Genomic DNA, 24,329 nt, shown 5'->3' with positions numbered 1-24,329 from the left:
TCCAAACGATTGAATTCAGTTTTCCTGAATATGGAATGACCCATGCGTGAAATCAGCCTGGACCGCCTGCGCACCTTGGTAGCCATTGTCGACCTGGGCTCGTTTGCCGAGGCCGCTCGTGCCTTGCACCTTGCGCCCCCCACCGTCAGCTTACATATCACCGATCTGGAGTCGCGGGTTGGTGGTCAGCTGTTGTCACGTACCCGTGGACGCATTCAGCCTACGACGATTGGCGAAACACTGGTGGACCGCGCGCGGCGCCTGTTGGCGGATGCGGAACAGGCGCTTGAGGACGTCGAGCGTCAGGTACAGGGCTTGGCCGGGCGTGTGCGGCTGGGGGCCTCCACAGGGGCCATCGCCCAGTTGCTGCCGCAAGCGTTGGAGACGTTAGACCAACGCCATCCCGCTATCGATGTGCAGGTCGCCGTGCTTACCTCCCAGGAGACGTTGAAGAAGCTTGCCGAGGGCTCGTTGGAAATCGGCCTGGTCGCGCTGCCACAGCCCCCGGTGAAGGGGTTGCGGATCGAGCCATGGCGACGCGACCCGGTCATGGCCTTCTTGCCGGCTCGCTGGGACTGCCCGGACATCGTGACACCCGGTTGGCTGGCCGCCCAACCCTTGATTCTGAACGACAGCACCACACGGCTTTCGCGCTTGACGTCGGAATGGTTCGCCAATGATGAACGCCAGCCTACGCCGCGAATTCAACTGAACTACAACGATGCGATAAAAAGCCTGGTGGCTGCCGGCTATGGCGCAACGTTACTGCCCCATGAAGCCTCCACGCCATTGCCCGATACACGAATCGTCATGAGGCCATTGCAGCCCTTGTTGTGGCGTGAACTGGGGATTGCCCACCGGGGTGGCGAGGTCGAGCGGTCTACGCAACATGTGTTGGATGTGTTGAGGGGGTTGAGTGCTGGGTAGGTGCAATGACCAAGGCCAGCGATCGACCTAAAGCTGCCCTATATGGAGGTCTTCCACGCGCATAGCGCCTTGGACCGCTCAGGAATCGGCCCAAGGCAAGGAATGACCAGGTTGGCGTTCACACCCAGAGGTCAGTCACTCCGATCAATTGGAAGACTTCATCTCCCGCAGGCTCGGCGAAGATGATGTCCAGGTTACGGTACCCGGAGTGGTCCCCTGCCAGGCTCAACTCGAATCGAGCTCCATTGGCGTCGGCTTCGTAGCTCTTCAAGTAGGTCAGGTTCTTGGCTTCATTGACAACCACGTCCAACGTGCCGTTGTAGCCATTTCCCAGCCGGGTAAAGCCCAGGGCGGACAAATCGATGGTGTCTTCACCCACCGTATAGTCAAGCAGCCGATCCGTGTGGTTTTCGGTGGCGGTACGGTAGCTGTCGCTCAGCGCGTCGAAGCGGAACACATCGTTGTTACCGCCACCTGCCAGCAGGTCCCGGCCCTCTGCGCCTACCAGCACATCATTTCCCAGTGCGCCATAGAGGCGGTCATCCCCCGCGAACCCTTCGATGATTTCGCCTCGGGCGTTGCCCTGTAGACGATCGGCCTCTTCGGTGCCCGTCAACCTGGCTTGCTGGAACAGGATATTGGTTTCATTCAGCGTTTGGCTCAAGTCACCGTCGAAGACCAATTCGAAGCGTTCCCCCTCCGCGTTGGCATCGAAACTCTTGAGGTAGGTCCGCGTTCCGCTTTCATTGACTCGTATCGCCAGCGTTCCGTCATGTCCATTGCCCAGCCCGAGGAAGCCCAGGGATGAGAGATCGATCGTATCGGTGTTGGGGTCGAAGTCGGTGATTCGGTCGCTATGGGCCGTGGTTACGGTTCGGTAGCTGTCTGCGACTGACTCGTAACGGAACGTATCGGCCCCGACGCCGCCCGTCAGCAGGTCGCGACCTTGCTGGCCATCGAGCAGATCGTTACCGGCCCCGCCAACGATGGCATCGTCGAACGAGTCGGTACCCAGCAAGAAGTCATCATTCTGGCTACCGTCAAGGTGGTAATAGCCGTCGTCGGGATTGCCGAAGCTGTGATCCAGGCTACCGTCGGGGTTCAACTGAACCAGGGCGGCCAGATAACCGTCCGCCTTCGTCCCCTGGCTTCCCCCAATCAACACCCTGCCGTCGGCCAGCACCACCATGTCGGCGACTGCGAAAGGCGCACTTTGCGAGCCCCAGCTCACCTGCCCCTGATCACCGAACCCGGTGTCGAGCGAGCCATCGGCGTTGAGCCGCGTGACCGTCGCCACGCCGCCCGAGGCGCCCGCCAGCAGGATTTTGCCGTCCTCCTGGATAACGAGGGCGTTTGCATGAACATCCAGGGCCAGGCTGCCGCCGTTGGCAAAGCTGCTATCCAGGGTACCGTCCTGGTTAAGGCGGGTCAGGGTGTCCTGCCCCGTGACCAGTACTTTTCCGTCTTCCTGCAGGGAAACGTCGATCGTACCGCGGGGTTGAATGCCGACGGATGCTGGCAGGTGCAGGACCCCGCCCTCTGCGAAAGACGAGACCAGGGCCCCCGTCGCGTCGAAGCGGGCGATATAGATTTCCCCAGTGGGATACGCAGCGCTCGCGAAAAAGCTGCCGTCGCGCTGCACGGAGAACGACGCTTGCTGGCCTAGAGATTCATTCCAGTAGAACGGCACGGTCGCGGTTCCGCCGTTGCCGAAACTCGTATCGAGGCGGCCGTCAGCCAAGGTACGACTTACGCCCGACACCCAGGCATCGCCGACTTTCACGTACTGAGCCACCAGGTAGCCCCCGCCCGGCTGCACCGCGGCATTACCGCCGTCCTCGATATCGAGCGACACAGGCAGGAGGGATTTGCCGTCTGCACTGTAGCTGCGGTCCAGGCTACCGTCGGCATTGAACCGGACCAGGCTGCCGGTGAAGCCCGAATCCTCTTCGCCTCCCAGGCCCAGGCGGCTGTAGGCGCCAAGCCAGATGGCACCGTCCGGATCGACCGTGATGCCGCCGATCTTGTCCGAGCCCCATAAGGCCGTGGCTACCATGCCCGTGTTTCCCACAGCCGCAGCGGTGGGCGAAGTGCTATGACTCATGTCCATGCCTCCCGTAGCAATTAGTCGCCCAAAACAATAGACACGGCTCGGTCTGGTTGCCAGTTATGCAGCGAAGAGAGGTTCTGAGGTGGCGTTCTAGTTTGTTATCGGTGCAACTGATCTTGCGCGCCAGGATAGCTGAAACCGTATAGCGTCTTGATATCACTGCAGCAAGTTGATGGTGACTTGAGCAGGAACAATCGCATAACCGCAAAGGGGTAGACCTATTATCGAGAAAAGAAATCTGCCCCTCTATTTTCATTCTCCGCGCAAATTGAAACGGCAGCGACTTTACGCCAATTGTCCGCGCATCCACATGATGACTACGGCGATAATCGCCACCAAGCAGATAACACGAGCAATGTTTACGTAGTTTGATGGGGCGACGAGAGTGACAACCATGAGAATCGCAACGAGGCCGGCGATGATCAGAGTCGGATTAATTAAAGTTTCCAGGCTCGGAATGGGCACCACAGCGATGGCCACACATGTTGCAAGGAGGATAGCAATGATAGGGACCAGGGTAAGTGCTGCAGCCCAGTTCCAGCTTGACGGTCCTGTTTGATCATCGAGATTTGCGTCGGCCTTATGAATGGCAGTGCTGTCTTTGTTGAATTGCTGATGAGACTGGTCGGACATGATAGCGCTCCAGGTTGTGCTTAATGTCAAGTCAGGCAAGGCAGAACGCGGATTCATCTGACAACAGGAGAGGCTGGCCAGTCCAGGACGACTGAGTTAAGTAGGCGTTCTACACTGTCTTCGTGTTGCCACAACGAAACCGCCGTTCGTCAGCGTAGCCCAACTTCAAACACTTGTAGAAAGCCCACGCCTATCTTAATGAGAGCATGGAGTACTCGATTTCCCTTCGTCATCACTGTCCCTTTTTTCCTTGGCTCACAGCCACTTCTAGGGACGATATCCGCTGCAAGCGTAACTGGCATATGTTTCCAAACCCGGCCCTCGCGCCGGGTTTACTGTTTTCGTTTGGCAGCCGACAGTTTTCTGGATCTAAACCTGGGGACCAGCGGAGGTTTGGTCGCGGGTTTTCCAAAGCGACAGCAGCACACCGCCCAACAGCAAAGCCACCGTTACCCCCAGAGAAAGGACTGCCGGAATCTTGCCGATGATGCCGACCATGAAGATCTTGCCGCCGATGAACACCAGCACCAGCGCCAAGGCGTACTTGAGGTAGGCGAAGCGGTGGATCATCGCCGCCAGAGCGAAATACAGCGCACGTAGGCCGAGGATGGCGAAAATGTTCGAGGTGTAGACGATGAAGGGGTCCTGGGTGATGGCAAAGATCGCCGGCACGCTGTCCACAGCGAATACCAGGTCGGCGCACTCGATCAGCACCAAGGCCAGGAACAACGGCGTCGCCCAGACCACGGACTTGCCATTGGCATCCATCTGGCGGACGAAGAAGCGCTCTTCATGCAAGCGATCGGTGACCCGCATGTGTTTGCGCAGGAACTTCACCAGCAAGTTATCGCTAAGGTTCGGGTGGGCATCGATCTTGCTGAACAGCATCTTTACCCCGGTCAACAGCAGGAAGATGCCGAATACATAGAGAATCCAACTGAACTCGGCGATCAGCGCTGCACCTAGGCCAATCATGATAGCGCGCAGCACTATGACACCGAGAATGCCCCAGAACAGCACCTCGTGCTGATACTTACGCGGAATTGAGAGAAAGCTGAAGATCATCGCCATGAGGAAAACGTTGTCCATCGACAACGATTTTTCGATAAGAAAGCCGGTGTAGAAATCCATCCCGGCATCACCGCCCTTGACCTGCCAGACCCAGAGGCCGAACAGCAAGCCAGCCGTGACATAGCCGGCAGACAGTAACAGGCTTTCACGAACGCCGATTTCTCGATGCTCACGGTGCAGCACCCCGAGGTCAAAGATCAACAGGCTCAAGACGATGCTGACAAAAACGAGCCACAACCAGCTGGCGGTGCCGAGAAACTCGGCAAGAAAGAACGCTTCCAGGGCAGTCATGAGCCCCCTCCTCTGATGTCGAAGTTGTACAAACTGCAACTCCGACATGGCAGCGATTCGCTGTCAGAGGGGCCCGGCGTTGTGAGAAAAAATTTAGAGAGGCGCGTGCGGTTTCTCAATCACTCAAGGGTTGCAAGTTATTTCAATGGAAGGCCGCACCTGAGGTCGGAATGACATTGACAGAAATTGCACAGCCTGGCTCTCTGGAGAAGTAAAAGACTGCCATCATCGTCGGAACATACAGGTCAGCCTCTATGCGCAGATCAAGACTCACTCACCACCTCCCCAAACTGTAAGCACACCTCAACTGAGCGTATTCATCGCTACCCAACGCTTACTGGTCATCCCCCTCCGCCGAATCCCCAGCCTCACCCGATGGTGCTCCATAAGACTCGCCGATCTCCACCCGATCCGCCCTCACCCAACCGGTAAAGTCATCGCCGCTCTTGGCGATGAAGTTCACTTCCAGCCATGACTCGTCTTCAAGGCTGGAGTAGAGGGTGAGGGAGTCGCCGGGTATGACGAAGATTTTCTTGTTGGCGCAGGCCTCGTCCGGAGCTTCGTGGAAATGCAGGCGGCCGCTGCCAATGACCTTGCCTTGTAGCGGCGGATGAAATTCCGGCACCGTCCCCGATAGCTTTTCCGCCAGGGCTGAACAGTCGACGGCTGCCTGGGTCAGGCCACTGAAAAGACACAGGCAAAACAGGCTTGAACGCAAATGCATGTTGAGAAATTCCGTTGGGGTTACAGCGGGATCGGGCCCTGCCTGCATGATTGTGTGGACGAGTCCGTGCCTATTGCACAACCCCGTTATAAACCGTCACCTCACCGTCCTCCTTCTTCACCAGCAACTTATTCCCCTGCGCCTCAACCTCCACCCGTTCCGAGCAACCCTTGACCTCTTGCTTGCCATCGACCCGCTCGGCCTCGGTGTCGAAGCTCAAGACATAGGTGGACGCCGGGCAGGCATTGCCGCCCTCGCCGGTGGACACGACCACCACGTACCGGCTCGGGCCAAATGTGAAGGCCCTTTCGATGGTCACATAGCCGGTGTATTCGGCCTGTTCGACGACCGATTCCATGACGTTGATCACACCGGCACGGGATCGGTAGTTCAGCGCGGTTCCCGTGCCCTGGGGCTGGGTCGTGAAGGGGCCTGCACGCTCCGTATTGATGGGCAGCGCCTGGTAGGCTACGCCGGGCGGTGCCGACGGTGCGGCTTTTTGGGTGGTGGTGGTTTTTGCCACGGGGCTTTGTTGCGGCTGGGGCAGATCGCACAGGCCGTTCTTGCAGATCAAGTCACCTTGGCAGTCGATGTCTTGCGTGCATTGGTTGGTTTCTTCGAAGGTGCTTTCTTCGGCGTTGGCAAAGCCGGCAACAGCCAGCGCCAGGAAGGTACAGGCGAACAGACGCTTCATCGGTGAAGTCCTTTTCTGGATGGTGGCGTGATGATAACGGTGGCGCGGGATATTGTCCCGGTGATCGCCTTCGATTTGCCATGCGGGGTGGTCTGGGTTGGGTTTGACGGCTAGCCTTGCGGATGCCCTTGTACGCAAGTCGAGGAAAGACATGACGGATCGCGAGCGACTTCATCGCGATGGCTACGCGCTGCTTCGTCGGGCGATCCCGGCCGGGTGGCTGGAGGCGCTGCGCAAGGCTTTCGATGCCGGCGTGAGGCCGGCGGATCAATGGCCGGTACCGCGTGGCACGGGCTGGCGTTATTCGATGCTGGATGACAATGAGACGGTGCAGGCAGTGTGTCGTTTGCCCCAGGTGCTGGCGGTAGCAGGCGAGTTGATCGCCGAGCGGTTCTTTCTGTCCCAGGTGGAAGGACGCGAACCTCTTGCCGGTGGCGGCCATCAGCCGTTGCATCGGGACCTGTCAGCCAAACGGCCCGGCGACGTTGCGATTGCCCTGGCTTTTTTCGATGACTATGGCCCCGGCAACGGTGCGACCCGTCTCGTTCCCGGCAGCCATCGCCCCGGGCCGGGGGAACCGGCCTTCGACTTCGCCGATGAGTCACGCTCCGTGCAGCTGGCGGGCTGCGCCGGTGACATCCTGGTGCTCGATGTCGACCTGGTGCATGCCGGCAGCCTGAATTCCATGGGCACGCGCCGGCGCTCCATTCTGATCAGCTATTTTGCCGAGACGTTATACGCCTCGCACCTGGAGACCGTGGGGCTGCGCAACGTGCGCATGGACACTGGCGAGCGGTTCGAGCCTTCGGATTTTTCCTTGCAGAACCCGGGATTCAGCAACCCCGGTACCTTGGTGTAGGATCAGCGCCATTGAAAAAGCGGTGCACCTGCCCCGGCGCATCCGCTCCCGCCCTCCTCCAGGCGCTTGCCCTATGAATCCAATCGATCCGCTGTCGTTTCAACGTATCACCACGGCCCATGGCACGTTCGAGGGCGCGACGTATTTCGATGCCGAGGAAAGCCTCGTCCATGATGTGTTTCCAGACCGCATCGTTTTGCAGACCAACTACCTGGACCACACCAGCTATGCCGTCCATCTTGCCGAAGGTGAGGTTCGCGTGCACAAGACGCGGCTGGATAACTACCAGCGCGGGCACAAGGCCCAGGTGATCGACGATGAGATGGACGAAGAGGACTGGCAGGAGCTGGACAGCCTCTGGCAGCGCTTGAGCCGCGACCTGGACACCCAGGCGCAAGGCCCCGGGCTCGATGTGGCCGATACGCTGGCCGACCTGTTCCATTGCCTGTTCGACGAGGTCCACGCCCAAGCGCTCGTCGAGAACCTGCCGGCGCCTGCCGCGCAGTGGGACTGGGCGTGGACGCAGGTGGCCTCAGCACTCACCGCGGCCAACCAGTTGGCCGAGTTCGAATGGAAAGCGTGGTCGTCCTGCGGGATCCATGCGGTCAATGCCCTGGCCCCGCTACGGCAGTCGGGTATCGAAATCCCCGCACCTGAGCGTGACACCGTCGATGCCGTCAACCGTGCCAGCGATTGGGAGCGGGCGGTGCTGCAATATTTCAATGCCCGGCTCGACGCCCACGATCTGAAGTTGCTGGCCCTCGGCACGCATTTCGATGAATACCAGGCCTTCGCCTGCCTGCCCATGAATGGCCTGGGCCTGGTCGATGCCTTGGAAATCATGGGGCGGCTGGGCATCGTCCATCGATATTGAGCGTCTGCATGCCGCGATGCGTGAGGGCTCGGGGAGCCCTCGACCCAAGCGCAGCGCAGCTATCCGTTTTCCTTATAGTCGCTATCGATAGCATGCAGTTCTCGTCCCCCTCCACTCTCTCTAATCTGCCCACCAACGCGATCGATGACGACCGCCGCAGATCGAACCACACCCCTTATGGAGAGAGAAACGATGAACACCTTCAACCGCACCCTGGCCATTGCCACCCTCGCACTCGCCACCCTCAGCGCCCATGCCGCGACGCCTGCCCAGGCCGGCACGACCGTGTCCGCCGTCGGCAGCGTCGTCCAGTCCGCCAGCTACATCACCACCCGGGATGGCGTGCAGCTCTACTACAAGGACTGGGGCCCTCGCAACGGCCAGGTAGTGACCTTCAGCCACGGCTGGCCGCTGGACTCCGACAGCTGGGAAGCGCAGATGATGTTCCTCGCCTCGAAGGGCTATCGGGTCATCGCCCACGACCGCCGCGGCCATGGCCGTTCCAGCCAGCCCTGGGAAGGCAACGACATGGATCACTACGCCGACGACCTGGCAGCGGTGATCGAAGCGCTGGACCTGAAGGATGTCACCCTGGTGGGCTTCTCCACCGGCGGTGGTGAAGTGGCGCGCTACATCGGTCGCCACGGCACCGCGCGAGTGAAGAAAGCCGTACTGGTCTCGTCCGTGCCACCGCTGATGCTCAAGACCGACACCAACCCCGGCGGCCTGCCGATCACGGTGTTCGACGGCCTGCGCAAGGCGTCCCTGGAAAATCGCTCGCAGCTCTACCTGGACATCGCTTCGGGCCCGTTCTACGGCTACAACCGCAAGGGCGCCAAGCCATCCCAAGGTCTGATCCAGACTTTCTGGGCGCAGGGCATGATGGGCGGCAGCAAGAACACCTATGACTCGATCGCGGCCTTCTCGGCCACGGATTTTCGCGCCGACCTGAAGAAGTTCGACGTGCCGACGCTGGTGATCCATGGCGACGACGACCAGATCGTGCCCATCGATGCCGCCGGCCGGGCTTCGGCCGCACTGATCAAAGGTGCCCGGTTGATCGTCTATGCAGGTGCGCCCCATGGTTTGACCGAGACCCACAAGGATCGCCTCAACCAGGATCTGCTGAAGTTCCTCCAGGAATAAACCCTGTAGGCGCGAGCCGGCTCGCGCCCACCTGCCCCTCGCAAAAGCCCTTCCCTGGAAGGGCTTTTGCGTTACCCAGACCCTCGCCGGAAGCGCCCGGAGCAACGCTCATCGATTGCTGTGAACCTCGCCGCCGTCCGGCCCTCGGATACTGAGGACGTACCACGGATGATCCCCATGGCAATCGAAGACACGTTGTTGCGCCAACGCAAGGTACTGGCCGAGTTCGGCGAGCTGGCCCTGGCCTCGGATGACCTGGAGCACATCCTTGACCAGGCGTGCCGCCTGGTGAGCGAGGCGCTCGACACGCACCTGGCCAAGTTCATGTGGCTGGAGGAAGACGGCGTGACGTTCCTGGTGCGCAACGGCGTGGGCTGGACACCGGATGTCGTCGGCCAGGTGCGCGTACAGGCGTTGCCGGGGACACCGGAGCGCTATTCGCTGCAGACCAGCAGCCCGGTCATCTCCACGGACATCGCCACCGAAACCCGGTTTCGCTACCACGACTTCCAGATACGCAACGGGGTCCGGGCCTTCGTCAACGTGCTGGTGTACGACGCCGGGCAGAAGCACCCGTTCGGCATCTTCGAAGTCGACAGCCGCAGCCCCCGCCTGTTCAGCGAAAGCGATATCGATTTTCTGCGCGGATACGGCAACCTGCTCGGCGCGGCACAGCGGCGGGTCAACGCATTGCAGGCCATGCGCCGCTCTGAAGAAAAACTGCGCGAAAGCGAGCGACACTATCGAATCGCCGCCGAGCTCAATCCCCTGTGGCCCTGGACCGCCGACAGCCTCGGCGCGGTGCTGACCCTGGATCAGCGCTGGTACGAGTACACCGGGCGCTCGCCGACACAAACCCTGGGCCGCCAGTGGCTGAACGCCGCCCACCCCGATGATCGAATGGCCTTTGCCCGGCTCTGGACGCTGTCACTTACCACTTTGCAACCCTTCGACACCCAGCTGCGTTTGCGCAAGAGCAACGGCGAATACCGCTGGTTCAGGATCCGGGCGCTCTGCAGCCTGGGCCCTGCCGGAGAGTGCGAGCAGTGGTATGGCACCGTTGAAGACATCCATGAACGCGTCCAGCTGGAAAACGCGCTGAGGGACTGGAACGACCGGCTCGAGGAACGCATCGCCAAGCGCACCGAGCAGCTCGAACGCGAGCAGCGGGAACGCACCTTGGCCGAGTCCAAGCTGCGCCAGAGCCAGAAAATGGAAGCGGTCGGGCAACTGACTGGCGGTATCGCCCACGACTTCAACAATCTCCTGGCCGGCATCACGTCGAGCCTGGAACTGATGCAACGGCACATCGACCAGGGCCGGTATGACGAGCTGTCACGTTACAACTCCGTCGCCCTGACCTCGGCCACCCGCGCGGCGGCATTGACCCAGCGCCTGTTGACCTTTTCAAGGCAGCAGTCGCTCCAGCCCGAAGTCTTCGAACCACGGATTGTCGTGGCGGGCCTGGAAGAAATGATCCGGCGCTCCGTGGGGCCCAGTATCCAGGTCGAGTGCTCTTTCAGTGGTAACGACCCGATCCGATGCGATCCCAACGGGCTGGAAAACGCCCTGCTGAACCTGGCGATCAATGCCCGGGATGCCATGCCCGGGGGCGGCGCCCTGAAGTTGAACGTGCACAGTTGCCTGATCGATGAACAGTCCGCCGACGAGAAGATGCTGCCGCCGGGCCCCTACGTCGACATCTCGGTGGTGGACACAGGCACCGGTATCAGCGCCGACATCCTGTCCCGGGTGTTCGATCCGTTCTTCACGACCAAGCCCATTGGCGAAGGATCCGGCCTGGGCCTGTCGATGATCTACGGGTTTGTCCAGCAGTCTGGCGGACAGGTCAGGATCCGGAGCAGCGTCGGGGTGGGTACCACCGTGACGATGTATTTCCCGGTGGTCAGCCAGCCGTCCGCCACCACGCCACAGCCCGGCTCGGAGGAGACGACGTCGTTGCAGCCGGGCAACAACGAAACCATCCTGCTGGTGGACGACGAAGCCGCCATCCGGCAGATGGTGGCCGAATTCCTGGCTGAAACCGGCTACCGCGTCATCGAATCGCTGGACAGCGTTTCGGCCTTGAAGCAGGCCGAAAAGACCGGCCCTGTGGATCTGCTACTGACCGACATCGGCCTGCCCGGCGCCATGAACGGCATCGCCCTGGCCCGGGAAATGAGAGCCAGGCATCCACGGCTCAAGGTGCTGTTCATCACCGGTTTCGCCGAGGGCGAAAGGCTGGTGACGGCCGATGCGCACACCCGGATATTGACCAAGCCGTTCAGCTTGAACGAGCTCGGCCAGCGGGTGAGTTCGCTGATCCAGACGGGCAATGACGGCGCGGGCCCGGCGTAGCAGAGCCTGTCTTGCTCTATCGTCCGTCAGGTTCGCGCAGCTAGCTAGCCCGGTCGATGAAGCCGATCAATCCTCGAACCGCCCCTGGCCGTCACGGTCCCGTGAGTAATGGTGTGCAAGCGGAAACGGCGGCAGCCAGCCTTCGCGGCGCACGGTCCAGCTTTCGTAGGTAGGCGCCAGTTGGTCGGGAGCATCGAGGATGCCCAGGTGCACTTCGATTTCATCGGTGCTGCGAGCGAACAACGACGAACCGCAGCGGGGGCAGAAATGTCGCCCGGCATATTCCCGTGTCTGGCCCTGGATCGTCACCGCGTCCTGGGGGAACACGGCCGCTGCGAAAAACAGCGCGCCGTGATGCTTGCGACAGTCCAGGCAGTGACAAAGGCCGACTCGATAAGGGCGCCCCGAAGCCTCGATGCGCACATCGCCGCACAGGCAACCGCCGGTGAATCGTTCCATCATGTTCTCCTCTGCAATCGGATTCGACTTACAACGGATGACGTTCAATGATAGGCGCATGTTCCGCCATCAGCTCCGACACCCAGGCGATGAACACCCGCAGCTTGGCGCTGATGTGCCGGTTCGGTGGGTAGGCCAGGTAAAGCGGCATCGGATCCAGGCGCCAGCCGTGGAACAGGCGCACCAACTCGCCCTGGGCCTCGTGGCGCCTGGACATGTATTCCGGCAACCAGAGCACCCCCAGCCCCGCCAGGCCGGCGGCCAGGTAGGCGTTGCCGTCGTCGACGGCCAGGGCATGGCGTCCCTTGATATGCAGCTGCTCGCTGTGATTGCGCATGGCATACGGCACGGCCTTGCCGGTGCGCGCCCACAGGAAGCCGACGATGCGATGCGGCGCCTCTTCCAGCTCTCGCGGATGCACAGGCGTGCCCACCCGTGCCAGGTAGTCCGGCGAGGCGAAGACCCCCAGGGCCAGATCGCCGATGCGGCGGGCGATCAATGACTGGTCCGTCAGCTCGCCGCCGCGCACCACGCAATCGACGTTCTCGTCGATCATGTCGACGATGCGATCGCTCACCCCCAGGTCGATCTGGATGTCGGGGTATCGCGCGTAGAACGCCGGCAATGCCGGCACCAGGATCAGGGCGGCCAGCGGGCTCGGCACGTCCACCCGCAGCCGGCCCCTGGGCAAGGCCTGGGCACCGGACAGGCTGGTCTCGGCATCGTCCATGTCGGCCAGCAGGCGGATGACCCGCTCGTAGTAGACGGCGCCGTCGGCGGTCACGTTGACTTTGCGCGTGGTGCGGTTGAGCAGCCTGACCCGCAACCGTGCCTCCAGTTGCTGCACCAGCTGGGTCACGGTGGTCTTGCTCATGTGCAGTGTTTCAGCCGCCTTGGTGAAGCTGCCCGCCTCCACCACGCGAACGAACGCCTGCATCGCATCGAAACGGTCCATGGTTGCCCCGGCTCATCGGATTGTTTGGATTTTACAAACAGTGATCGCCAAGGTTGCTCGTTTATCGCCTCGGCACAAGCCCCTAGAGTGCCTTCATCGTTGATTTCGGGTCAGGTCCGACCTTTTTGATGGAGGTATCTATGACACAGCGTGACGTTGTTTTCCCCCCTGGACGCCAGGCGCTTTACGAGCGCAACCGCTACTCTCCAGCCGTGCGCTCCAATGGGTTTCTGTTCGTATCGGGACAAGTGGGCAGCCTGGAAGACGGTTCGCCGGAAGCCGACCTGCAAGCCCAGGTCCGGCGCGCCTTCAACAACCTGAACGCGATCCTGGCAGCCGCCGGTTGCACCTTTGACGATGTGGTGGACGTGACCGTTTTCATGGTCGATCCACAGTCCACCTTCGAGAAGATATGGGAAGTGGTGCCTGAGTTCTGGGGCAACGCGCCGCATCCGACGGTGACGGCGGTGGGCGTGACCTGGTTGTATGGGTTTGAGTTCGAGATCAAGGTGATCGCCAAAGTGCCTGACGCCGCTGGGGGCTAAGTGGGTCGGCGCAGGCCAGCGGCGCCATCGCGAGCAGGCTCGCTCGCGCAAGGAATCGGCGGCGCCGGTGATATCGTGTCAGCCTTTGACCGCCGCCTCGATCGTCGCGATGTCGATCTTGCTCATTTGCATCATGGCTTCGAACGCGCGCTTGGCGGCGGCTCTATCGGGGTTGGCGATCGCGTTGCTCAGGACCCGAGGCGTGATCTGCCACGACAGCCCCCACTTGTCCTTGCACCAGCCACAGGCGCTGGCCTGGCCGCCGTTGTCGATAATCGCATTCCACAGCCGGTCCGTTTCGGCCTGGTCATCGGTGGCGACCTGGAACGAGAAGGCCTCGCTGTGGGGGAACAGGGCGCCGCCGTTGAGCCCGAGACAAGGAATGCCCATCACCGTGAACTCCACGGTCAGCACGTCGCCTTCCTTGCCGGCCGGATAATCACCGGGAGCGTGATGCACGGCATCCACCGTGCTGTCGGGAAACGTCGCGGCATAGAACTGCGCGGCGTCCAGCGCCGCACCGTCATACCACAGGCAGATTCTGTTCTTGTTCATCCGGATTCTCCGAAATGGCACGGGTCGGCAAAGTCTAGCAGTACGCCCGTTGCGCCATGGTCGGTGTGATGAACGGCCTGCCGCAGCGACATGGCACTGCGGCAAGCGGATGGGCGCGGCCCGGCCTCAAGTGAACAGGTCGACACCCAGCTGGAACGCGACCCACAGCGCCAGGCCGGTGGCAAAGGCCAGGGCGATGTTCTCGAACAGGTTGTTGCGGTACTCCTTGCCCAGCAACGATTTCTGGTTGGACATGATCAGCAGTCCGAGGGAAATCACCGGCAAGCCGATGATGTTCAGGGCACTGACCCCGATGGTCAGCGTGACGAAGTCAGGCATGCCGGGGAACGACCAGATCAGCGGCGTGACCAGGATGAACAGCATGAACCACTTGTGCATCGGATCGCGGTGGAACTCCTTGCCATACCGCTCCCGGCGCTCGGGCCGCACGTGCTGGAAGGCATCGGTGATGAGCATCGGGAAAGCGGTGGTCTTGCCGGAAATACTGGCGAACAGCGTGGCGAACACGCCGACGAAGAACACATACCAGCCGATCGGGCCGAAGAACAGTTCCAGGGCCTTGCCCAGGTCGCCCAGGGTTTTGACCTCTATGCCGTTGGGCCGCAGGATTTCCGCGCCGACGATCCATATCGCCAGGTTGATGACGATCCCGACGAACACCGCGAACAGCAGGTCGTTGCGCTGGATGCGCTTGTGCTCGGGACCTGTCCAGCCCTTCTGGCGCATGACATAGGGGTGCACGAAGTTGGCGATGGAGCCGGCGACCGCACCGATGACCGAGACGGCCACCAGCAACGCACCGTGTACGCCTTCATCGGGTGGAATGCTGAAGCCGATGGTGCCCCGCACGATACCGGCAACATCCGGGCCGGACATGACAGCCAGGGCGATGAAGGCCAGTGTCATGATTGCCAGCAGCGCCTTCATGACGCTTTCGATCATCGAATAGATATTGCGCCCGACCAGCAGCCACACCGCCAGGACCACGGCCATCGAGCAAGCCAGGGGGTAATCCACCTTCAGCAGCATGGCCAGGGATTCGCCGGCGCCCTTGATCATGTAGGCATTCATCAGATGCCCCATCAGCAGCGCGTACACCAGCAGGAACCAGGCGAAGAACGGGTTGAGCTGGGCATAGCCTTGCAGGATGGTCATGCCCTGGTTATTGCAGAGCTGGAAACGCGCGATGATGTTGACGATCAGGTAACGCAACAGCAGCGACACTGCCAACACCCACATCATGGCGTAGCCGTAGTTTGCCCCGGCCACGGAAGACGTGATCAGGTCGCCTGCGCCCAGCCAGGACAATACTGCGATGATTCCAGGACCAAGAAGCTTCAGGATGCGGACGAAGCGGCTTTGGGTAGACGCTGCGGCCTGACCCTCGACGGTAGGAATGCTCGTCATGAGATGGAGTCTCCGTTTATTTTTTTTGTAAGAAACGGAGCTAGTCGAACACACTACATACGACGTCGTACAACCTTTATTATCGACGAAGTGTGTAAAAATGTTTCTAGACACGGACGGCCAAATCCGCGCCGGTGCACGAAGCGTTCCCACCGCCAGGCAAGGCTGGCGGCTACGCCCTCACCCGCTCTCCATGCTCGGTCATCCAACGAATCAGGGTCGCCATCGACACCTGATGATGCTGGACGATGCACTCACCGCCTTGCTCATGGTGGTAGCGCTCGACGTAACGACTGAGCAACACATGATGGCCATCCTCGGCCAGCCGCAGCTCCACCTCACGACACTGCAGCCCGCCCCGGCTGAGGGTCTTGGTGTGTCGTCGCAACACCAGCGCCTGGTTAGTCATCGGCCTGTTCCTGCGCGCATTGCGGGGTGACCGCCCCCAGCTTGCCTTGTGCGACAAAATCGGCGCGCTGTTGCGCCACCGCGTCACGCAGGGCCACGTAGTAATCCGGTTGGGTGCGTAACTGGTCGGTTTGCGGGAGCGCCTGCGCACGACCATCGACGATGCCGCCTGCGGTGTTGATCGTACCCAGGGTGTCCAGGGTGTCGCTGTCGCCTGCGAACGGATCGACCACGAAACCCACCACCTTGCCCGTGGCGTCCCTCAGGTTGGCGGTGCCCAGCAACGGCAGCTCGACGATGGGCCCCGGGGCAAGGTTCCAGACCCCGAATGTCTGGCCGAAATCGGCTTTGTGGCGCTCGATCCCGAGCTTGCCCGAGACATCGATCAGCCCGACGATGCCTGCGGTCGAGTTGATGACGAAACGTCCCAGGGTATTGACCGAACGTTGCGCATTGCCTTGCAGCAGGTCGTTGATGAACACCTTGGGCTCGCCGAAGTTGGCCACGAAGTTGTGCACGCCTGTCTGGACCGCGTCCGGCAGCTTGCGATACCCGCGGGCCACCGGGGCCAGCGCATAATCGTCCACCGTGCGGTTGAAAGCGAAGATCCCACGGTTGATGGGCTGCGCAGGATCGTGGACGGTGTACGGAACGCTTTCGCAACTGCCGGGCTTTGCAGCGGGTGTACTGGTGCAGCCGCTGGCGAGTGCCGCCAGTGCAATGACCAGGGAGGATCCAACACGTAGCGGCGCGGGTTTGAACTTCGGCATACGAGGCTATCTCGGCAAGGAATGGAGAGGTGTCGCCCAACGCCCGCCCAGAACCGAACCCGTGGTTGGCTGATCGACTGGCAACGGCGCGATCCTGCCGCTGTTTTCTTGCCTGGAGATTTCCGCAATATTGCCCGCCTGCAACTTTATTTCCGGATTGAAATATATGACGCAGGCCATGGATTGACCCTAGTATCGCCCCCTGTATCCATCACCCTGCGTACTCGCCGTGAGCCATTTACTACTGGTGGACGATGACCTCGAAGTCCTCGCCCTCTTGCGCAAATTCCTCGAACAACACGGCTACAGCGTGGAAGTGGCCGCCGACGGTATCGCCCTGTGGCAGGCGGTGGAACGCAGGATGCCGGCGCTGATCATCCTCGACGTCATGCTGCCGGGGGACAACGGCCTGGTACTGTGCCAGCGCCTGCGGGCCGAGCACCGGGTCGGCATCATCATGCTCACCGCCATGGGCGAGTTGAGTGACCGCGTCGTCGGCCTGGAGATGGGGGCGGACGACTACCTGACCAAGCCCTTCGACGCCCGGGAGCTACTGGCCCGGGTACGTGCCGTGCTGCGGCGCACCGGCGAAGCCAGGGGCGTGCCGGGCGACGCGTCGCGCCCGGTCCTGGAATTCGAGAAATGGCAGCTGGACGTCGCCCGGCGCGAGTTACGTTCGCCAGACAAGGTCATGATCCCGCTGTCCACGGGGGAGTTCGAACTGTTGCTGGTGTTCGCCGAACACCCGCGCCGGGTGCTGAGCCGCCAGCAATTGCTGGACCTGGCCCGGGGCGAAACCTTCGACGCCTTCGACCGCAGCATCGATGTGCAGGTCAGCCGCTTGCGTCGCAAGCTGGAGACCGACATCGGCGGCGCGTCCATGATCCGCACCGTACGCAACAGCGGCTACTACTTCAGCCCCCAGGTGCTGAAACGATGAGACCTTCACCCACGGCCCCCCGCCGGCCACGGGACACGGTGGCCCGCTGGATCGCCCTGACCACCCTGCTCGCCATGCTGACCCTGCTGGCCTTGAATGAATTGTTCAGCATGCTCGCCGGTGCCTGGGCGCGGCCGCCGCTGATGGAGACCGGCCTGATCGAAAAAGTCGCCGCCGTGGCCCGCATCATTGACACGGCACCCGTTGCACAACGGCCCGACATCGCCAGGGCGGCCAGCGACGCCGGCTTCAACGTGCAATGGTTGCAACGCCGTGAGGAGGCCCGGCTGCCGGTGATCGACGATCCGGAATTCAGCGCGGGGCTGGACTTCCTGCGCCAGCAGTTGGGCCGGCCGGATGCCCCCGTGGAAGCCTACCAACCCGGCGACTGGCCGAACGATGACCCGGCCGCACGCTACGCGGTGATCATCGGGCTGGCCGACCAGACGTGGCTGGTGCTGTCTGCCCCCTCGCGCAGTTGGGGGCTGGACGAATGGGAGCGCAATCTGATCATCATCGGCTTGATCCTGCTGTCGACCTTCGTCGTCGCGCTGGTGGCCACGCGGCACCTGGCAACCCCGCTGGAGCGCTTCGCCGAAGGGGCCAGGCGCTTTGGCGTGGATCACCAGGCGCCGCCCATCCCCGCGGTCGGCCCCTATGAAATCCGCCAGGCGATCAGTGCCTTCAACGCCATGCAGGCCCAGCTCAAGCACTACCTGCAGGATCGCACGCAGATGCTCGCGGCCATTTCCCATGACCTGCGGGCGCCCCTGACCCGCATGCGCCTGCGGGGGGAGTTCATCGAAGACCCCGAGCAGCAATCCCGGCTGTTCAGGGATGTGGACGAGATGCAGGCGATGGTCAATTCGGCCCTGGAATTCTTCCGCGACGACGCGCGGCTCGAACACGCCACCGCGTTCGACCTGGCGGAGTTGCTCCACACCATCGTCGACGACTTGAAGGATGCGGGCGCCGAGGTGTCTTTCCAGGGCTCCCATCGCCTCGTCTATCTGGGCCGGCCCATCGGCATCAAGCGCGCCCTGGTCAACCTGATGGACAACGCCATCAAATATGGCGGCGAAGCGACCATCACGCTGGAGGCCGATGCCAACCGCGTGGACATCCGCATCCTGGACCAAGGCCCCGGCATTGCCCCCGAATACCTCGAGCAGGTCTTCACCCCGTTCTTCCGGATCGAAGGCTCGCGCAACAAGCACACCGGCGGTGTCGGGCTCGGACTGTCGGCGGCGCGGGCCACGGTGCTCGAACACGGCGGGACGCTGACCCTCGGCAATCGCCCCGATGGCGGCCTGGAGGTCAAGGTCTCGTTGCCCTTGACCTGACCATCCCCGCAATGGTCGACGAACTAAAGCCTAAACAACTGTCGCCTTCCTCGGTAGGATGTCCGGCCTTTTGCCTGGACCCGCCCTGGAATTGCCGATGATCCTGATCGTTTATGCCCACCCCTACCCCGACCAATCGCGGGTCAACCAGCAGATGCTCGAGCGGGTGTCCGGTCATCCGGACATAGTCGTGCGGTCCCTCTACGATCTCTACCCGGACTTTGCCATCGACGTCGAGGCCGAGCAGCGTGTGGTCGAGCAGGCGCAACTGGTCGTCCTCCAGCATCCGATGTATTGGTACAGCATGCCGCCCCTGCTGAAACTGTGGATCGACAAGGTGTTCACCCACGGCTGGGCCTATGGCCGGGGCACCACGGCCCTCAAGGGCAAGAGCCTGCTGTGGGCGGTCACCACCGGTGGCGACCAGGCGCATTTCCAGATCGGCGCCCATCCGGGTTTTTCCGTGCTGGCCCAGCCCCTTCACGCAACGGCCCTCTATTGCCACATGCGCTGGCTGGAACCGGTGGTGGTGCACGGCGCCTATGCCGCTGAATCCGCTGCGCAACACGCACAAATCGAACATTACGCCGCCCGCCTGGCCGCCTGGAAGGAAGATTGATATGGAGACCCACAGCCTGATTGAGATGCTCATCTACCTCGGCTCGGCGGCGTTGATCGTGCCGATTGCCGTCCGGTTGGGCCTGGGGCCCGTGCTGGGCTACCTGCTGGCCGGGTGCGCGATCGGCCCGTGGGGGCTGAAGCTGATCACTGACGTGAAGGCGATCCTGGAATTCGCCGAGATCGGCGTCGTGCTGATGCTGTTCATCATCGGCCTTGAACTCGATCCCAAGCGTCTCTGGGCGCTGCGACGGATGGTGTTCGGTGGCGGCGCCTTGCAGATGCTGGCCTGCGGTGCCGCCATTGCAGCGTTCTGCACAGCCCTGGGCCTGGGCTGGACGGCGGCGCTGCTGGTGGGGCTGACCCTGAGCCTGTCGTCAACGGCCATCGCCATGCAGGCGATGAGCGAACGCAACCTGACCGCCACCGCCGTCGGGCGCAGCAGCTTCGCGGTGCTGCTGTTCCAGGACATCGCGGCCATTCCGCTGGTGGCCATGATCCCCTTGCTGTCGGCCCACGGCGAAACACCGTCCGGTACCGCCCTGGTGCTGTCCATCGTCAAGATCGTCGCGGCCATCAGCGCCGTTGTCCTGCTGGGACGCTACGTGACGCGGCCGTTGCTGCGCTTCGCCGCGCGCTCGGGCCTGCGGGAGATCTTCAGCGCCGTGGCCCTGTTCCTGGTGTTCGGCTTCGGCTTTCTCCTGGAGGAAGCCGGCCTGTCCATGGCCATGGGGGCGTTTCTCGCCGGGGTGTTGCTGGCCAGCTCCGAGTACCGCCATGCCCTGGAAAGCGACATCGAACCGTTCAAGGGGCTGCTGCTGGGGCTGTTTTTCATCGGCGTGGGCATGTCCATCGATTTCGGCACGCTGATCGACGCGCCGCTGAAAGTCATCACCTTGACCCTGGGCTTCATCCTGATCAAGCTGCTGGTGATCAAGGCTGTCAGCCGCTTCCTGAATGTCCCCGCCGGGCAACGCTCCTGGCAGGCGGTCTTGCTCGGCCAGGGCAGCGAGTTTGCCTTCGTGGTGTTCGGCGCCGCGACGCTGGCGGGTATCCTCACCGACCAGTGGGGCAAGAGCCTGACCCTGGCAGTGGCCCTGTCCATGTGCGTGACGCCGTTGCTGATCCTGCTGCTGGATCGACTGGAATCGGCGAGCAAAAAGGGCCGCCAGGAAACCGACCTGGTGGATCAGCAGAACCCACGGATCATCATCGCCGGGTTCGGCCGTTTCGGGCAGATCGCCGGCCGCCTGCTGATGTCTTGCGGCGTGGAAGTGGTGGTCCTGGACCACGACCCCGACAACATCGAGACCCTGCGCAAGTTCGGCGTGAAAGTGTTCTACGGCGACGCCACGCGCCTGGACTTGCTGCACGCCGCCGGCGCGGCCCAGGCCACTGTGCTGATCAACGCGATTGACGATCAGCAGGACAACCTGACGCTGACCCGCCTGGTCCAGGAGCACTTCCCCGCGCTGAAACTGATCGTGCGGGCCCGGGACATGGGGCACCTGATCACCCTGCGCCAGATGGGGGTCGAGGTGGCCGAGCGGGAAACCTTCGAGAGCGCATTGTCGCTGGGTCGCCGGGCGCTGGTGCAGATGGGTGTCGGCGCCTACGAGGCGCGGGAGCGAGCGGATCAGTTCCGTCGCCTGAACCTGCAGATGCTGGAGGAAATCGTCGCCCAGCCGGAAGACGACCTCAAGTTCCGCCACGACGCCTACCGGCGCGCCAATGCCCTGCTCACCGAGATGTTCAACGAAGACCGAGCCCACCCCGTCGACAGCTGGCCTGAACATCATCGCAACGAAACGGAGGAGGCGCGCAGCTAGACCGCCCTCCTCACACACGTGCGAACTGACGCCGGTACGCCATCGGCGTCAGCCCGGTCAGCGCCTTGAACATCCGTTGCAGGTTGGAACTGCTGCTGAAACCCAGTTCGGCGCCGATGCTGGCCAGAGGCAATGACGTCATTACCAGGCGCTCGCCGACCTGGTTCAACTTGATGCAACGGGCGTAGGCGGCGACGGTCTGGCCCGTTTCGCTGCCGACCTTGCGAGCCAGGGTACGCTCGGACATGGCCAGCCGATCCGCCAGCGCCTTGACCGTGATCTGCTCCGCCGGCATTCTCTCCACCAATCCATGCAACCGCCGCAGCAACCCGTCGGGCTGCTGGATCAGCGCGATGCCCTGGAATGCCGCGTGGGGGACGGCCGGGCGCGGCAACACCATCAGCCGGGTGATGTCGCGCAGCGCATCACGGCTGAGACTTTTCTCGATCAGGTTTTCGGCCAAGGGCAAATAGCCGTTCACCCCCGACGCAGTGGCGTTGCGCTCGTTGAACACGCAGTTGCGTTCGCTTTGCCAACGCACCTTGCGATACCGCGCTTGCATCGCCTGCGCCAGCCACCAGGTCACCGTCGCGCATTGCCCATCCAGACGGCCACAGGCAGCCAGCAGGCAGACGCCGGTGCAGTAGGCCCAGAGCTGACGGTCCCGGGGACCTTTGGACAACGCCTTCACCAGCAGGGCCTGGGCGGCAACGAGCGCATTCACCTGTTCGGCCGATTCGGCCCAGAAGCCGGGAACCAGGACCGCGTCCAGATCGGTCTCGCCCAGGGCCGCCTGCGCCTGGAGGCTGACGCCATGGGCACAGTCCACCGGACCGGCCTGCAGAGCGACGTACGTCGCCTCGAACAGATCCCGGCCCCTGCGACGGTTGGCCGCGTGCAGCAGATCGGCAAATGCGAACAGGCCGGCAGGCATGCAGCCGGGGAACAGGAGTAGACCGACACGGATTGGCTGGGGCATGGCATGAAATGAATCAATGATGTCAGACTCGGCCATTATGCCCGCCCCCCCGGATCGGCACCATGAAGCGCTCGCCTTGAACAGGAAACCTTCATGAAAATCCAACAGATCCGCAACGCCACGATCATCCTGGAGTCCGGTCCGTATCGCGTGCTTGTCGACCCGATGCTGGCCGGCAAAGGCACCCTGCCGCCGCTTCGCCTGTTCGGTGCCACCCAGCGCAATCCGCTGGTGGAGCTTCCAGCCTCTGCCGAAAAAGACCTGGAGCGCGTCACTCACTGCCTCATCACGCATTGCCAGAAAGGCCATTTCGATCATCTGGACCGCACGGCGAAACGCTGGCTGAGGGAAAAACGGATCCCGGTCATCTGCACGCCCCACGATGCCGGCTACCTCGCCAAACGGGGCTTGAATGTCCAGCCGCTGGCCGAGGACCACGAGCGGCCCGTGTCCTTCCTGGACGGCACTCTTCGCTCCGTCAGATGCACCCACGGCCGTGGCCTGGTGGGCAAACTGATGGAACACGGCGTCGGCTACCTGATCGAGCTGCCGGTGAACCCAGTGTGTACCTCGCCGGCGACACCGTGCTCACCCCTACCGTGCGCGAGTTCGTCCTGCGCCATCAACCGCAGGTCAGTGTGATTCCGGCCGGCGGCGCACGCTTCGATTTGGGCGGCGATATCATCATGGGAATCGAGGAAGCCATCGAGTTCACCCGTTTATCGGGTGCAGCCGTGCTCGCCAATCACCTCGAAGCGATCAGCCACTGCCCCACCACGCGAAAGGCACTGCGCGACGCCGCCATGACAGCCGGGCTCGGAGCGCGACTGTATGTGCCGGAAGATGGCCAGACGCTGGAGTTCCAGCCTGCCTAGGCTCTGTACGGTCAATTCGAGCCCTCGCCCAGGGCATCCAGCTCGGCCAGCAATGGCGCCGGGATCTGCAGCTCGCTCGCCGAGAGGTTCTCCTGCAGGTGCGCCACCGACGACGTACCGGGAATCAGCAGGATGTTCGGCGCACGTTGCAGCAGCCACGCCAGCGCCACGCACAGCGGTGACGCGTCCAGGCGCGCCGCTACGGCCGAAAGGGTGCCCGATTGCAGCGGTGTGAAACCGCCCAACGGGAAGAACGGCACGTAGGCGATACCCTGCCGGCCCAGGTCGGCAATGAGTGACTCGTCACCGCGATGGGTCAGGTTGTAGTGGTTCTGCACGCAGACCACCCTGGCAATGCCCTGGGCCTGCTTGACCTGCGCTGCCGTGACGTTGCTCAACCCCAGGTGACGGATCAGGCCTTGGCGCTGCAGTTCGGCCAGTGCGGTGAACGACTCTTCGATGGACGCCTCCGTGGGCGACTGCATGTCGCCCCAGGCCCGCAGGTTGACCACGTCCAATACGTCCACACCCAGGTTGCGCAGATTATCGTGGACGGCCTGGGTCAACTCGGCCGGGCTCGCGGCGGGATTCCAGGAAGCGTCGGCGCCACGAACGGCACCCACCTTGGTGACGATCACCAGGTCCTCGGCGTAAGGGTGCAGCGCCTCACGGATCAGCCGGTTGGTGACGTGGGGCCCATAGAAGTCAGCGGTATCGATATGGTTGACCCCTGATGCGAGCGCCTCGCGCAGCACGGCGATGGCCGCCGCCGGATCCTTCGGCGGCCCGAACACGTGAGGCCCCGCCAGTTGCATGGCACCGTAGCCCATGCGGTTGACCGTACGGTCTCCCAACGAAAAATGACCTGCCTTGTCTGCCTTGCTCATCTCGTACCCCTTGGATTGATTGCCTGAAGCCGACTATAGGCGTTGACCACT

25 protein-coding genes are annotated in these 24,329 nt (G+C 62.4%); 12 read left to right on the top strand and 13 right to left on the bottom strand.

Features of this window, described 5'->3' with window-relative positions:
- The first annotated feature begins 42 nt into the window (after positions 1-42).
- Positions 43-927, top strand: a complete 885-nt coding sequence (locus BW992_RS17570; protein ID WP_076406829.1) for a LysR family transcriptional regulator — start codon at positions 43-45, stop codon at positions 925-927.
- Between the two features lie 118 nt (positions 928-1,045).
- Here BW992_RS17570 and BW992_RS17565 read toward each other — a convergent pair whose 3' ends face one another.
- From BW992_RS17565 to BW992_RS17545, 5 genes are all read right to left on the bottom strand, one after another.
- Positions 1,046-2,983, bottom strand: a complete 1,938-nt coding sequence (locus tag BW992_RS17565) for a M10 family metallopeptidase C-terminal domain-containing protein (RefSeq protein ID WP_123397834.1) — start codon at positions 2,981-2,983, stop codon at positions 1,046-1,048.
- Between the two features lie 339 nt (positions 2,984-3,322).
- Positions 3,323-3,670 (bottom strand): hypothetical protein, encoded by a 348-nt coding sequence (locus BW992_RS17560; protein WP_072393051.1) that lies wholly within the window; start codon positions 3,668-3,670, stop codon positions 3,323-3,325.
- 369 nt (positions 3,671-4,039) lie between these two features.
- On the bottom strand, positions 4,040-5,032 hold the full coding sequence (locus BW992_RS17555; protein ID WP_076406827.1) for a TerC family protein: 993 nt from the start codon (positions 5,030-5,032) through the stop codon (positions 4,040-4,042).
- Positions 5,033-5,366: 334 nt separating this feature from the next.
- Complete coding sequence (locus BW992_RS17550; protein ID WP_072393037.1) at positions 5,367-5,756, bottom strand: hypothetical protein; 390 nt, start codon at positions 5,754-5,756, stop codon at positions 5,367-5,369.
- A 70-nt stretch (positions 5,757-5,826) separates the two neighbouring features.
- The gene (locus BW992_RS17545) at positions 5,827-6,603 is read right to left on the bottom strand and encodes a hypothetical protein (RefSeq protein ID WP_172834637.1); all 777 of its coding nucleotides are present in this window, start codon (positions 6,601-6,603) and stop codon (positions 5,827-5,829) included.
- Between BW992_RS17545 and BW992_RS17540 the strand changes: the two genes are divergently transcribed.
- From BW992_RS17540 to BW992_RS17525, 4 genes are all read left to right on the top strand, one after another.
- Positions 6,602-7,309 carry a phytanoyl-CoA dioxygenase family protein gene (locus BW992_RS17540; protein ID WP_072393033.1) on the top strand — a complete coding sequence of 236 codons (708 nt, stop codon included), beginning with the start codon at positions 6,602-6,604 and terminating at the stop codon, positions 7,307-7,309. The two genes, BW992_RS17545 and BW992_RS17540, sit on opposite strands and share 2 nt — an antisense overlap.
- Positions 7,310-7,382: 73 nt before the next feature.
- Complete coding sequence (locus BW992_RS17535; protein WP_076406826.1) at positions 7,383-8,183, top strand: DUF6630 family protein; 801 nt, start codon at positions 7,383-7,385, stop codon at positions 8,181-8,183.
- 192 nt (positions 8,184-8,375) lie between these two features.
- Complete coding sequence (locus tag BW992_RS17530) at positions 8,376-9,329, top strand: alpha/beta fold hydrolase (RefSeq protein ID WP_076406825.1); 954 nt, start codon at positions 8,376-8,378, stop codon at positions 9,327-9,329.
- Positions 9,330-9,506: 177 nt separating this feature from the next.
- Positions 9,507-11,687: a response regulator gene (locus tag BW992_RS17525; RefSeq protein ID WP_083714569.1), complete on the top strand. Its 2,181-nt coding sequence runs from the start codon at positions 9,507-9,509 to the stop codon at positions 11,685-11,687.
- Positions 11,688-11,753: 66 nt separating this feature from the next.
- Here BW992_RS17525 and BW992_RS17520 read toward each other — a convergent pair whose 3' ends face one another.
- Positions 11,754-12,146, bottom strand: a complete 393-nt coding sequence (locus BW992_RS17520) for a GFA family protein (protein WP_072458351.1) — start codon at positions 12,144-12,146, stop codon at positions 11,754-11,756.
- 28 nt (positions 12,147-12,174) lie between these two features.
- Positions 12,175-13,101: a LysR family transcriptional regulator gene (locus BW992_RS17515; RefSeq protein ID WP_072393018.1), complete on the bottom strand. Its 927-nt coding sequence runs from the start codon at positions 13,099-13,101 to the stop codon at positions 12,175-12,177.
- 140 nt (positions 13,102-13,241) lie between these two features.
- Between BW992_RS17515 and BW992_RS17510 the strand changes: the two genes are divergently transcribed.
- Positions 13,242-13,646: a RidA family protein gene (locus tag BW992_RS17510; protein WP_076406823.1), complete on the top strand. Its 405-nt coding sequence runs from the start codon at positions 13,242-13,244 to the stop codon at positions 13,644-13,646.
- A gap of 78 nt (positions 13,647-13,724) precedes the next feature.
- On the opposite strand, the gene BW992_RS17505 is transcribed toward BW992_RS17510, so the two are convergent.
- The 4 genes from BW992_RS17505 to BW992_RS17490 form a co-directional block, all read right to left on the bottom strand.
- Positions 13,725-14,201 (bottom strand): VOC family protein, encoded by a 477-nt coding sequence (locus BW992_RS17505; protein ID WP_072393012.1) that lies wholly within the window; start codon positions 14,199-14,201, stop codon positions 13,725-13,727.
- 126 nt (positions 14,202-14,327) lie between these two features.
- Positions 14,328-15,629 (bottom strand): Nramp family divalent metal transporter, encoded by a 1,302-nt coding sequence (locus BW992_RS17500; RefSeq protein WP_076406822.1) that lies wholly within the window; start codon positions 15,627-15,629, stop codon positions 14,328-14,330.
- 172 nt (positions 15,630-15,801) lie between these two features.
- Entirely contained in the window at positions 15,802-16,038 is a 237-nt protein-coding gene (locus BW992_RS17495; protein ID WP_072393005.1) for a hypothetical protein, read from the bottom strand.
- Entirely contained in the window at positions 16,031-16,807 is a 777-nt protein-coding gene (locus BW992_RS17490) for an MlaA family lipoprotein (protein ID WP_072430620.1), read from the bottom strand. Before BW992_RS17490 ends, BW992_RS17495 begins: the two co-directional genes overlap by 8 nt.
- Positions 16,808-17,036: 229 nt before the next feature.
- Here BW992_RS17490 and BW992_RS17485 point away from each other — a divergent pair, with 229 nt between their 5' ends.
- The 4 genes from BW992_RS17485 to kefC all read left to right on the top strand — a co-directional run bounded on the left by BW992_RS17485 (position 17,037) and on the right by kefC (position 21,537).
- On the top strand, positions 17,037-17,747 hold the full coding sequence (locus tag BW992_RS17485) for a response regulator (protein WP_076406821.1): 711 nt from the start codon (positions 17,037-17,039) through the stop codon (positions 17,745-17,747).
- Positions 17,744-19,090 (top strand): sensor histidine kinase, encoded by a 1,347-nt coding sequence (locus BW992_RS17480; protein WP_072392995.1) that lies wholly within the window; start codon positions 17,744-17,746, stop codon positions 19,088-19,090. The genes BW992_RS17485 and BW992_RS17480 overlap by 4 nt, the downstream gene beginning before the upstream one ends.
- 97 nt (positions 19,091-19,187) lie before the next feature.
- Positions 19,188-19,709, top strand: a complete 522-nt coding sequence (gene kefF / locus BW992_RS17475) for a glutathione-regulated potassium-efflux system oxidoreductase KefF (protein ID WP_076406820.1) — start codon at positions 19,188-19,190, stop codon at positions 19,707-19,709.
- Between the two features lies 1 nt (position 19,710).
- Positions 19,711-21,537: a glutathione-regulated potassium-efflux system protein KefC gene (kefC, locus tag BW992_RS17470; protein WP_072392990.1), complete on the top strand. Its 1,827-nt coding sequence runs from the start codon at positions 19,711-19,713 to the stop codon at positions 21,535-21,537.
- A 10-nt stretch (positions 21,538-21,547) separates the two neighbouring features.
- Here the strand turns inward: kefC and BW992_RS17465 are convergent, their stop codons facing one another.
- Positions 21,548-22,516 carry a GlxA family transcriptional regulator gene (locus tag BW992_RS17465; protein WP_083714634.1) on the bottom strand — a complete coding sequence of 323 codons (969 nt, stop codon included), beginning with the start codon at positions 22,514-22,516 and terminating at the stop codon, positions 21,548-21,550.
- 93 nt (positions 22,517-22,609) lie between these two features.
- On the opposite strand from BW992_RS17465, the gene BW992_RS17460 reads away from it, so the two are divergent.
- Together BW992_RS17460 and BW992_RS27240 are read left to right on the top strand one after the other, a co-directional pair.
- The gene (locus BW992_RS17460; RefSeq protein WP_231991061.1) at positions 22,610-23,158 is read left to right on the top strand and encodes an MBL fold metallo-hydrolase; all 549 of its coding nucleotides are present in this window, start codon (positions 22,610-22,612) and stop codon (positions 23,156-23,158) included.
- Positions 23,116-23,391, top strand: a complete 276-nt coding sequence (locus BW992_RS27240; protein WP_231991060.1) for a hypothetical protein — start codon at positions 23,116-23,118, stop codon at positions 23,389-23,391. The genes BW992_RS17460 and BW992_RS27240 overlap by 43 nt, the downstream gene beginning before the upstream one ends.
- 11 nt (positions 23,392-23,402) lie before the next feature.
- Here BW992_RS27240 and BW992_RS17455 read toward each other — a convergent pair whose 3' ends face one another.
- Positions 23,403-24,278 carry an aldo/keto reductase family oxidoreductase gene (locus BW992_RS17455; RefSeq protein ID WP_072430623.1) on the bottom strand — a complete coding sequence of 292 codons (876 nt, stop codon included), beginning with the start codon at positions 24,276-24,278 and terminating at the stop codon, positions 23,403-23,405.
- Between the last annotated feature and the right edge of the window lie 51 nt (positions 24,279-24,329).

Origin of the sequence: Pseudomonas sp. 7SR1 (genome assembly GCF_900156465.1) — a bacterium.
Classification (GTDB): domain Bacteria; phylum Pseudomonadota; class Gammaproteobacteria; order Pseudomonadales; family Pseudomonadaceae; genus Aquipseudomonas.
The sequence above is the reverse complement of the archived record's forward strand: the minus strand, read 5'-3'. Positions and strand labels throughout refer to the sequence as shown.

Excerpts from the sequence above, each read along its gene's own strand:
- BW992_RS17570 (WP_076406829.1), top strand. The coding sequence starts at position 43 with ATGCGTGAAATCAGCCTGGACCGCCTGCGCACCTTGGTAGCCATTGTC.
- BW992_RS17565 (WP_123397834.1), bottom strand. The coding sequence starts at position 2,983 with ATGGTAGCCACGGCCTTATGGGGCTCGGACAAGATCGGCGGCATCACG.
- BW992_RS17560 (WP_072393051.1), bottom strand. The coding sequence starts at position 3,670 with ATGTCCGACCAGTCTCATCAGCAATTCAACAAAGACAGCACTGCCATT.
- BW992_RS17555 (WP_076406827.1), bottom strand. The coding sequence starts at position 5,032 with ATGACTGCCCTGGAAGCGTTCTTTCTTGCCGAGTTTCTCGGCACCGCC.
- BW992_RS17550 (WP_072393037.1), bottom strand. The coding sequence starts at position 5,756 with ATGCATTTGCGTTCAAGCCTGTTTTGCCTGTGTCTTTTCAGTGGCCTG.
- BW992_RS17540 (WP_072393033.1), top strand. The coding sequence starts at position 6,602 with ATGACGGATCGCGAGCGACTTCATCGCGATGGCTACGCGCTGCTTCGT.
- BW992_RS17545 (WP_172834637.1), bottom strand. The coding sequence starts at position 6,603 with ATGTCTTTCCTCGACTTGCGTACAAGGGCATCCGCAAGGCTAGCCGTC.
- BW992_RS17535 (WP_076406826.1), top strand. The coding sequence starts at position 7,383 with ATGAATCCAATCGATCCGCTGTCGTTTCAACGTATCACCACGGCCCAT.
- BW992_RS17530 (WP_076406825.1), top strand. The coding sequence starts at position 8,376 with ATGAACACCTTCAACCGCACCCTGGCCATTGCCACCCTCGCACTCGCC.
- BW992_RS17525 (WP_083714569.1), top strand. The coding sequence starts at position 9,507 with ATGGCAATCGAAGACACGTTGTTGCGCCAACGCAAGGTACTGGCCGAG.
- BW992_RS17520 (WP_072458351.1), bottom strand. The coding sequence starts at position 12,146 with ATGGAACGATTCACCGGCGGTTGCCTGTGCGGCGATGTGCGCATCGAG.
- BW992_RS17515 (WP_072393018.1), bottom strand. The coding sequence starts at position 13,101 with ATGGACCGTTTCGATGCGATGCAGGCGTTCGTTCGCGTGGTGGAGGCG.
- BW992_RS17510 (WP_076406823.1), top strand. The coding sequence starts at position 13,242 with ATGACACAGCGTGACGTTGTTTTCCCCCCTGGACGCCAGGCGCTTTAC.
- BW992_RS17505 (WP_072393012.1), bottom strand. The coding sequence starts at position 14,201 with ATGAACAAGAACAGAATCTGCCTGTGGTATGACGGTGCGGCGCTGGAC.
- BW992_RS17500 (WP_076406822.1), bottom strand. The coding sequence starts at position 15,629 with ATGACGAGCATTCCTACCGTCGAGGGTCAGGCCGCAGCGTCTACCCAA.
- BW992_RS17495 (WP_072393005.1), bottom strand. The coding sequence starts at position 16,038 with ATGACTAACCAGGCGCTGGTGTTGCGACGACACACCAAGACCCTCAGC.
- BW992_RS17490 (WP_072430620.1), bottom strand. The coding sequence starts at position 16,807 with ATGCCGAAGTTCAAACCCGCGCCGCTACGTGTTGGATCCTCCCTGGTC.
- BW992_RS17480 (WP_072392995.1), top strand. The coding sequence starts at position 17,744 with ATGAGACCTTCACCCACGGCCCCCCGCCGGCCACGGGACACGGTGGCC.
- kefF (WP_076406820.1), top strand. The coding sequence starts at position 19,188 with ATGATCCTGATCGTTTATGCCCACCCCTACCCCGACCAATCGCGGGTC.
- kefC (WP_072392990.1), top strand. The coding sequence starts at position 19,711 with ATGGAGACCCACAGCCTGATTGAGATGCTCATCTACCTCGGCTCGGCG.
- BW992_RS17465 (WP_083714634.1), bottom strand. The coding sequence starts at position 22,516 with ATGCCCCAGCCAATCCGTGTCGGTCTACTCCTGTTCCCCGGCTGCATG.
- BW992_RS17460 (WP_231991061.1), top strand. The coding sequence starts at position 22,610 with ATGAAAATCCAACAGATCCGCAACGCCACGATCATCCTGGAGTCCGGT.
- BW992_RS17455 (WP_072430623.1), bottom strand. The coding sequence starts at position 24,278 with ATGAGCAAGGCAGACAAGGCAGGTCATTTTTCGTTGGGAGACCGTACG.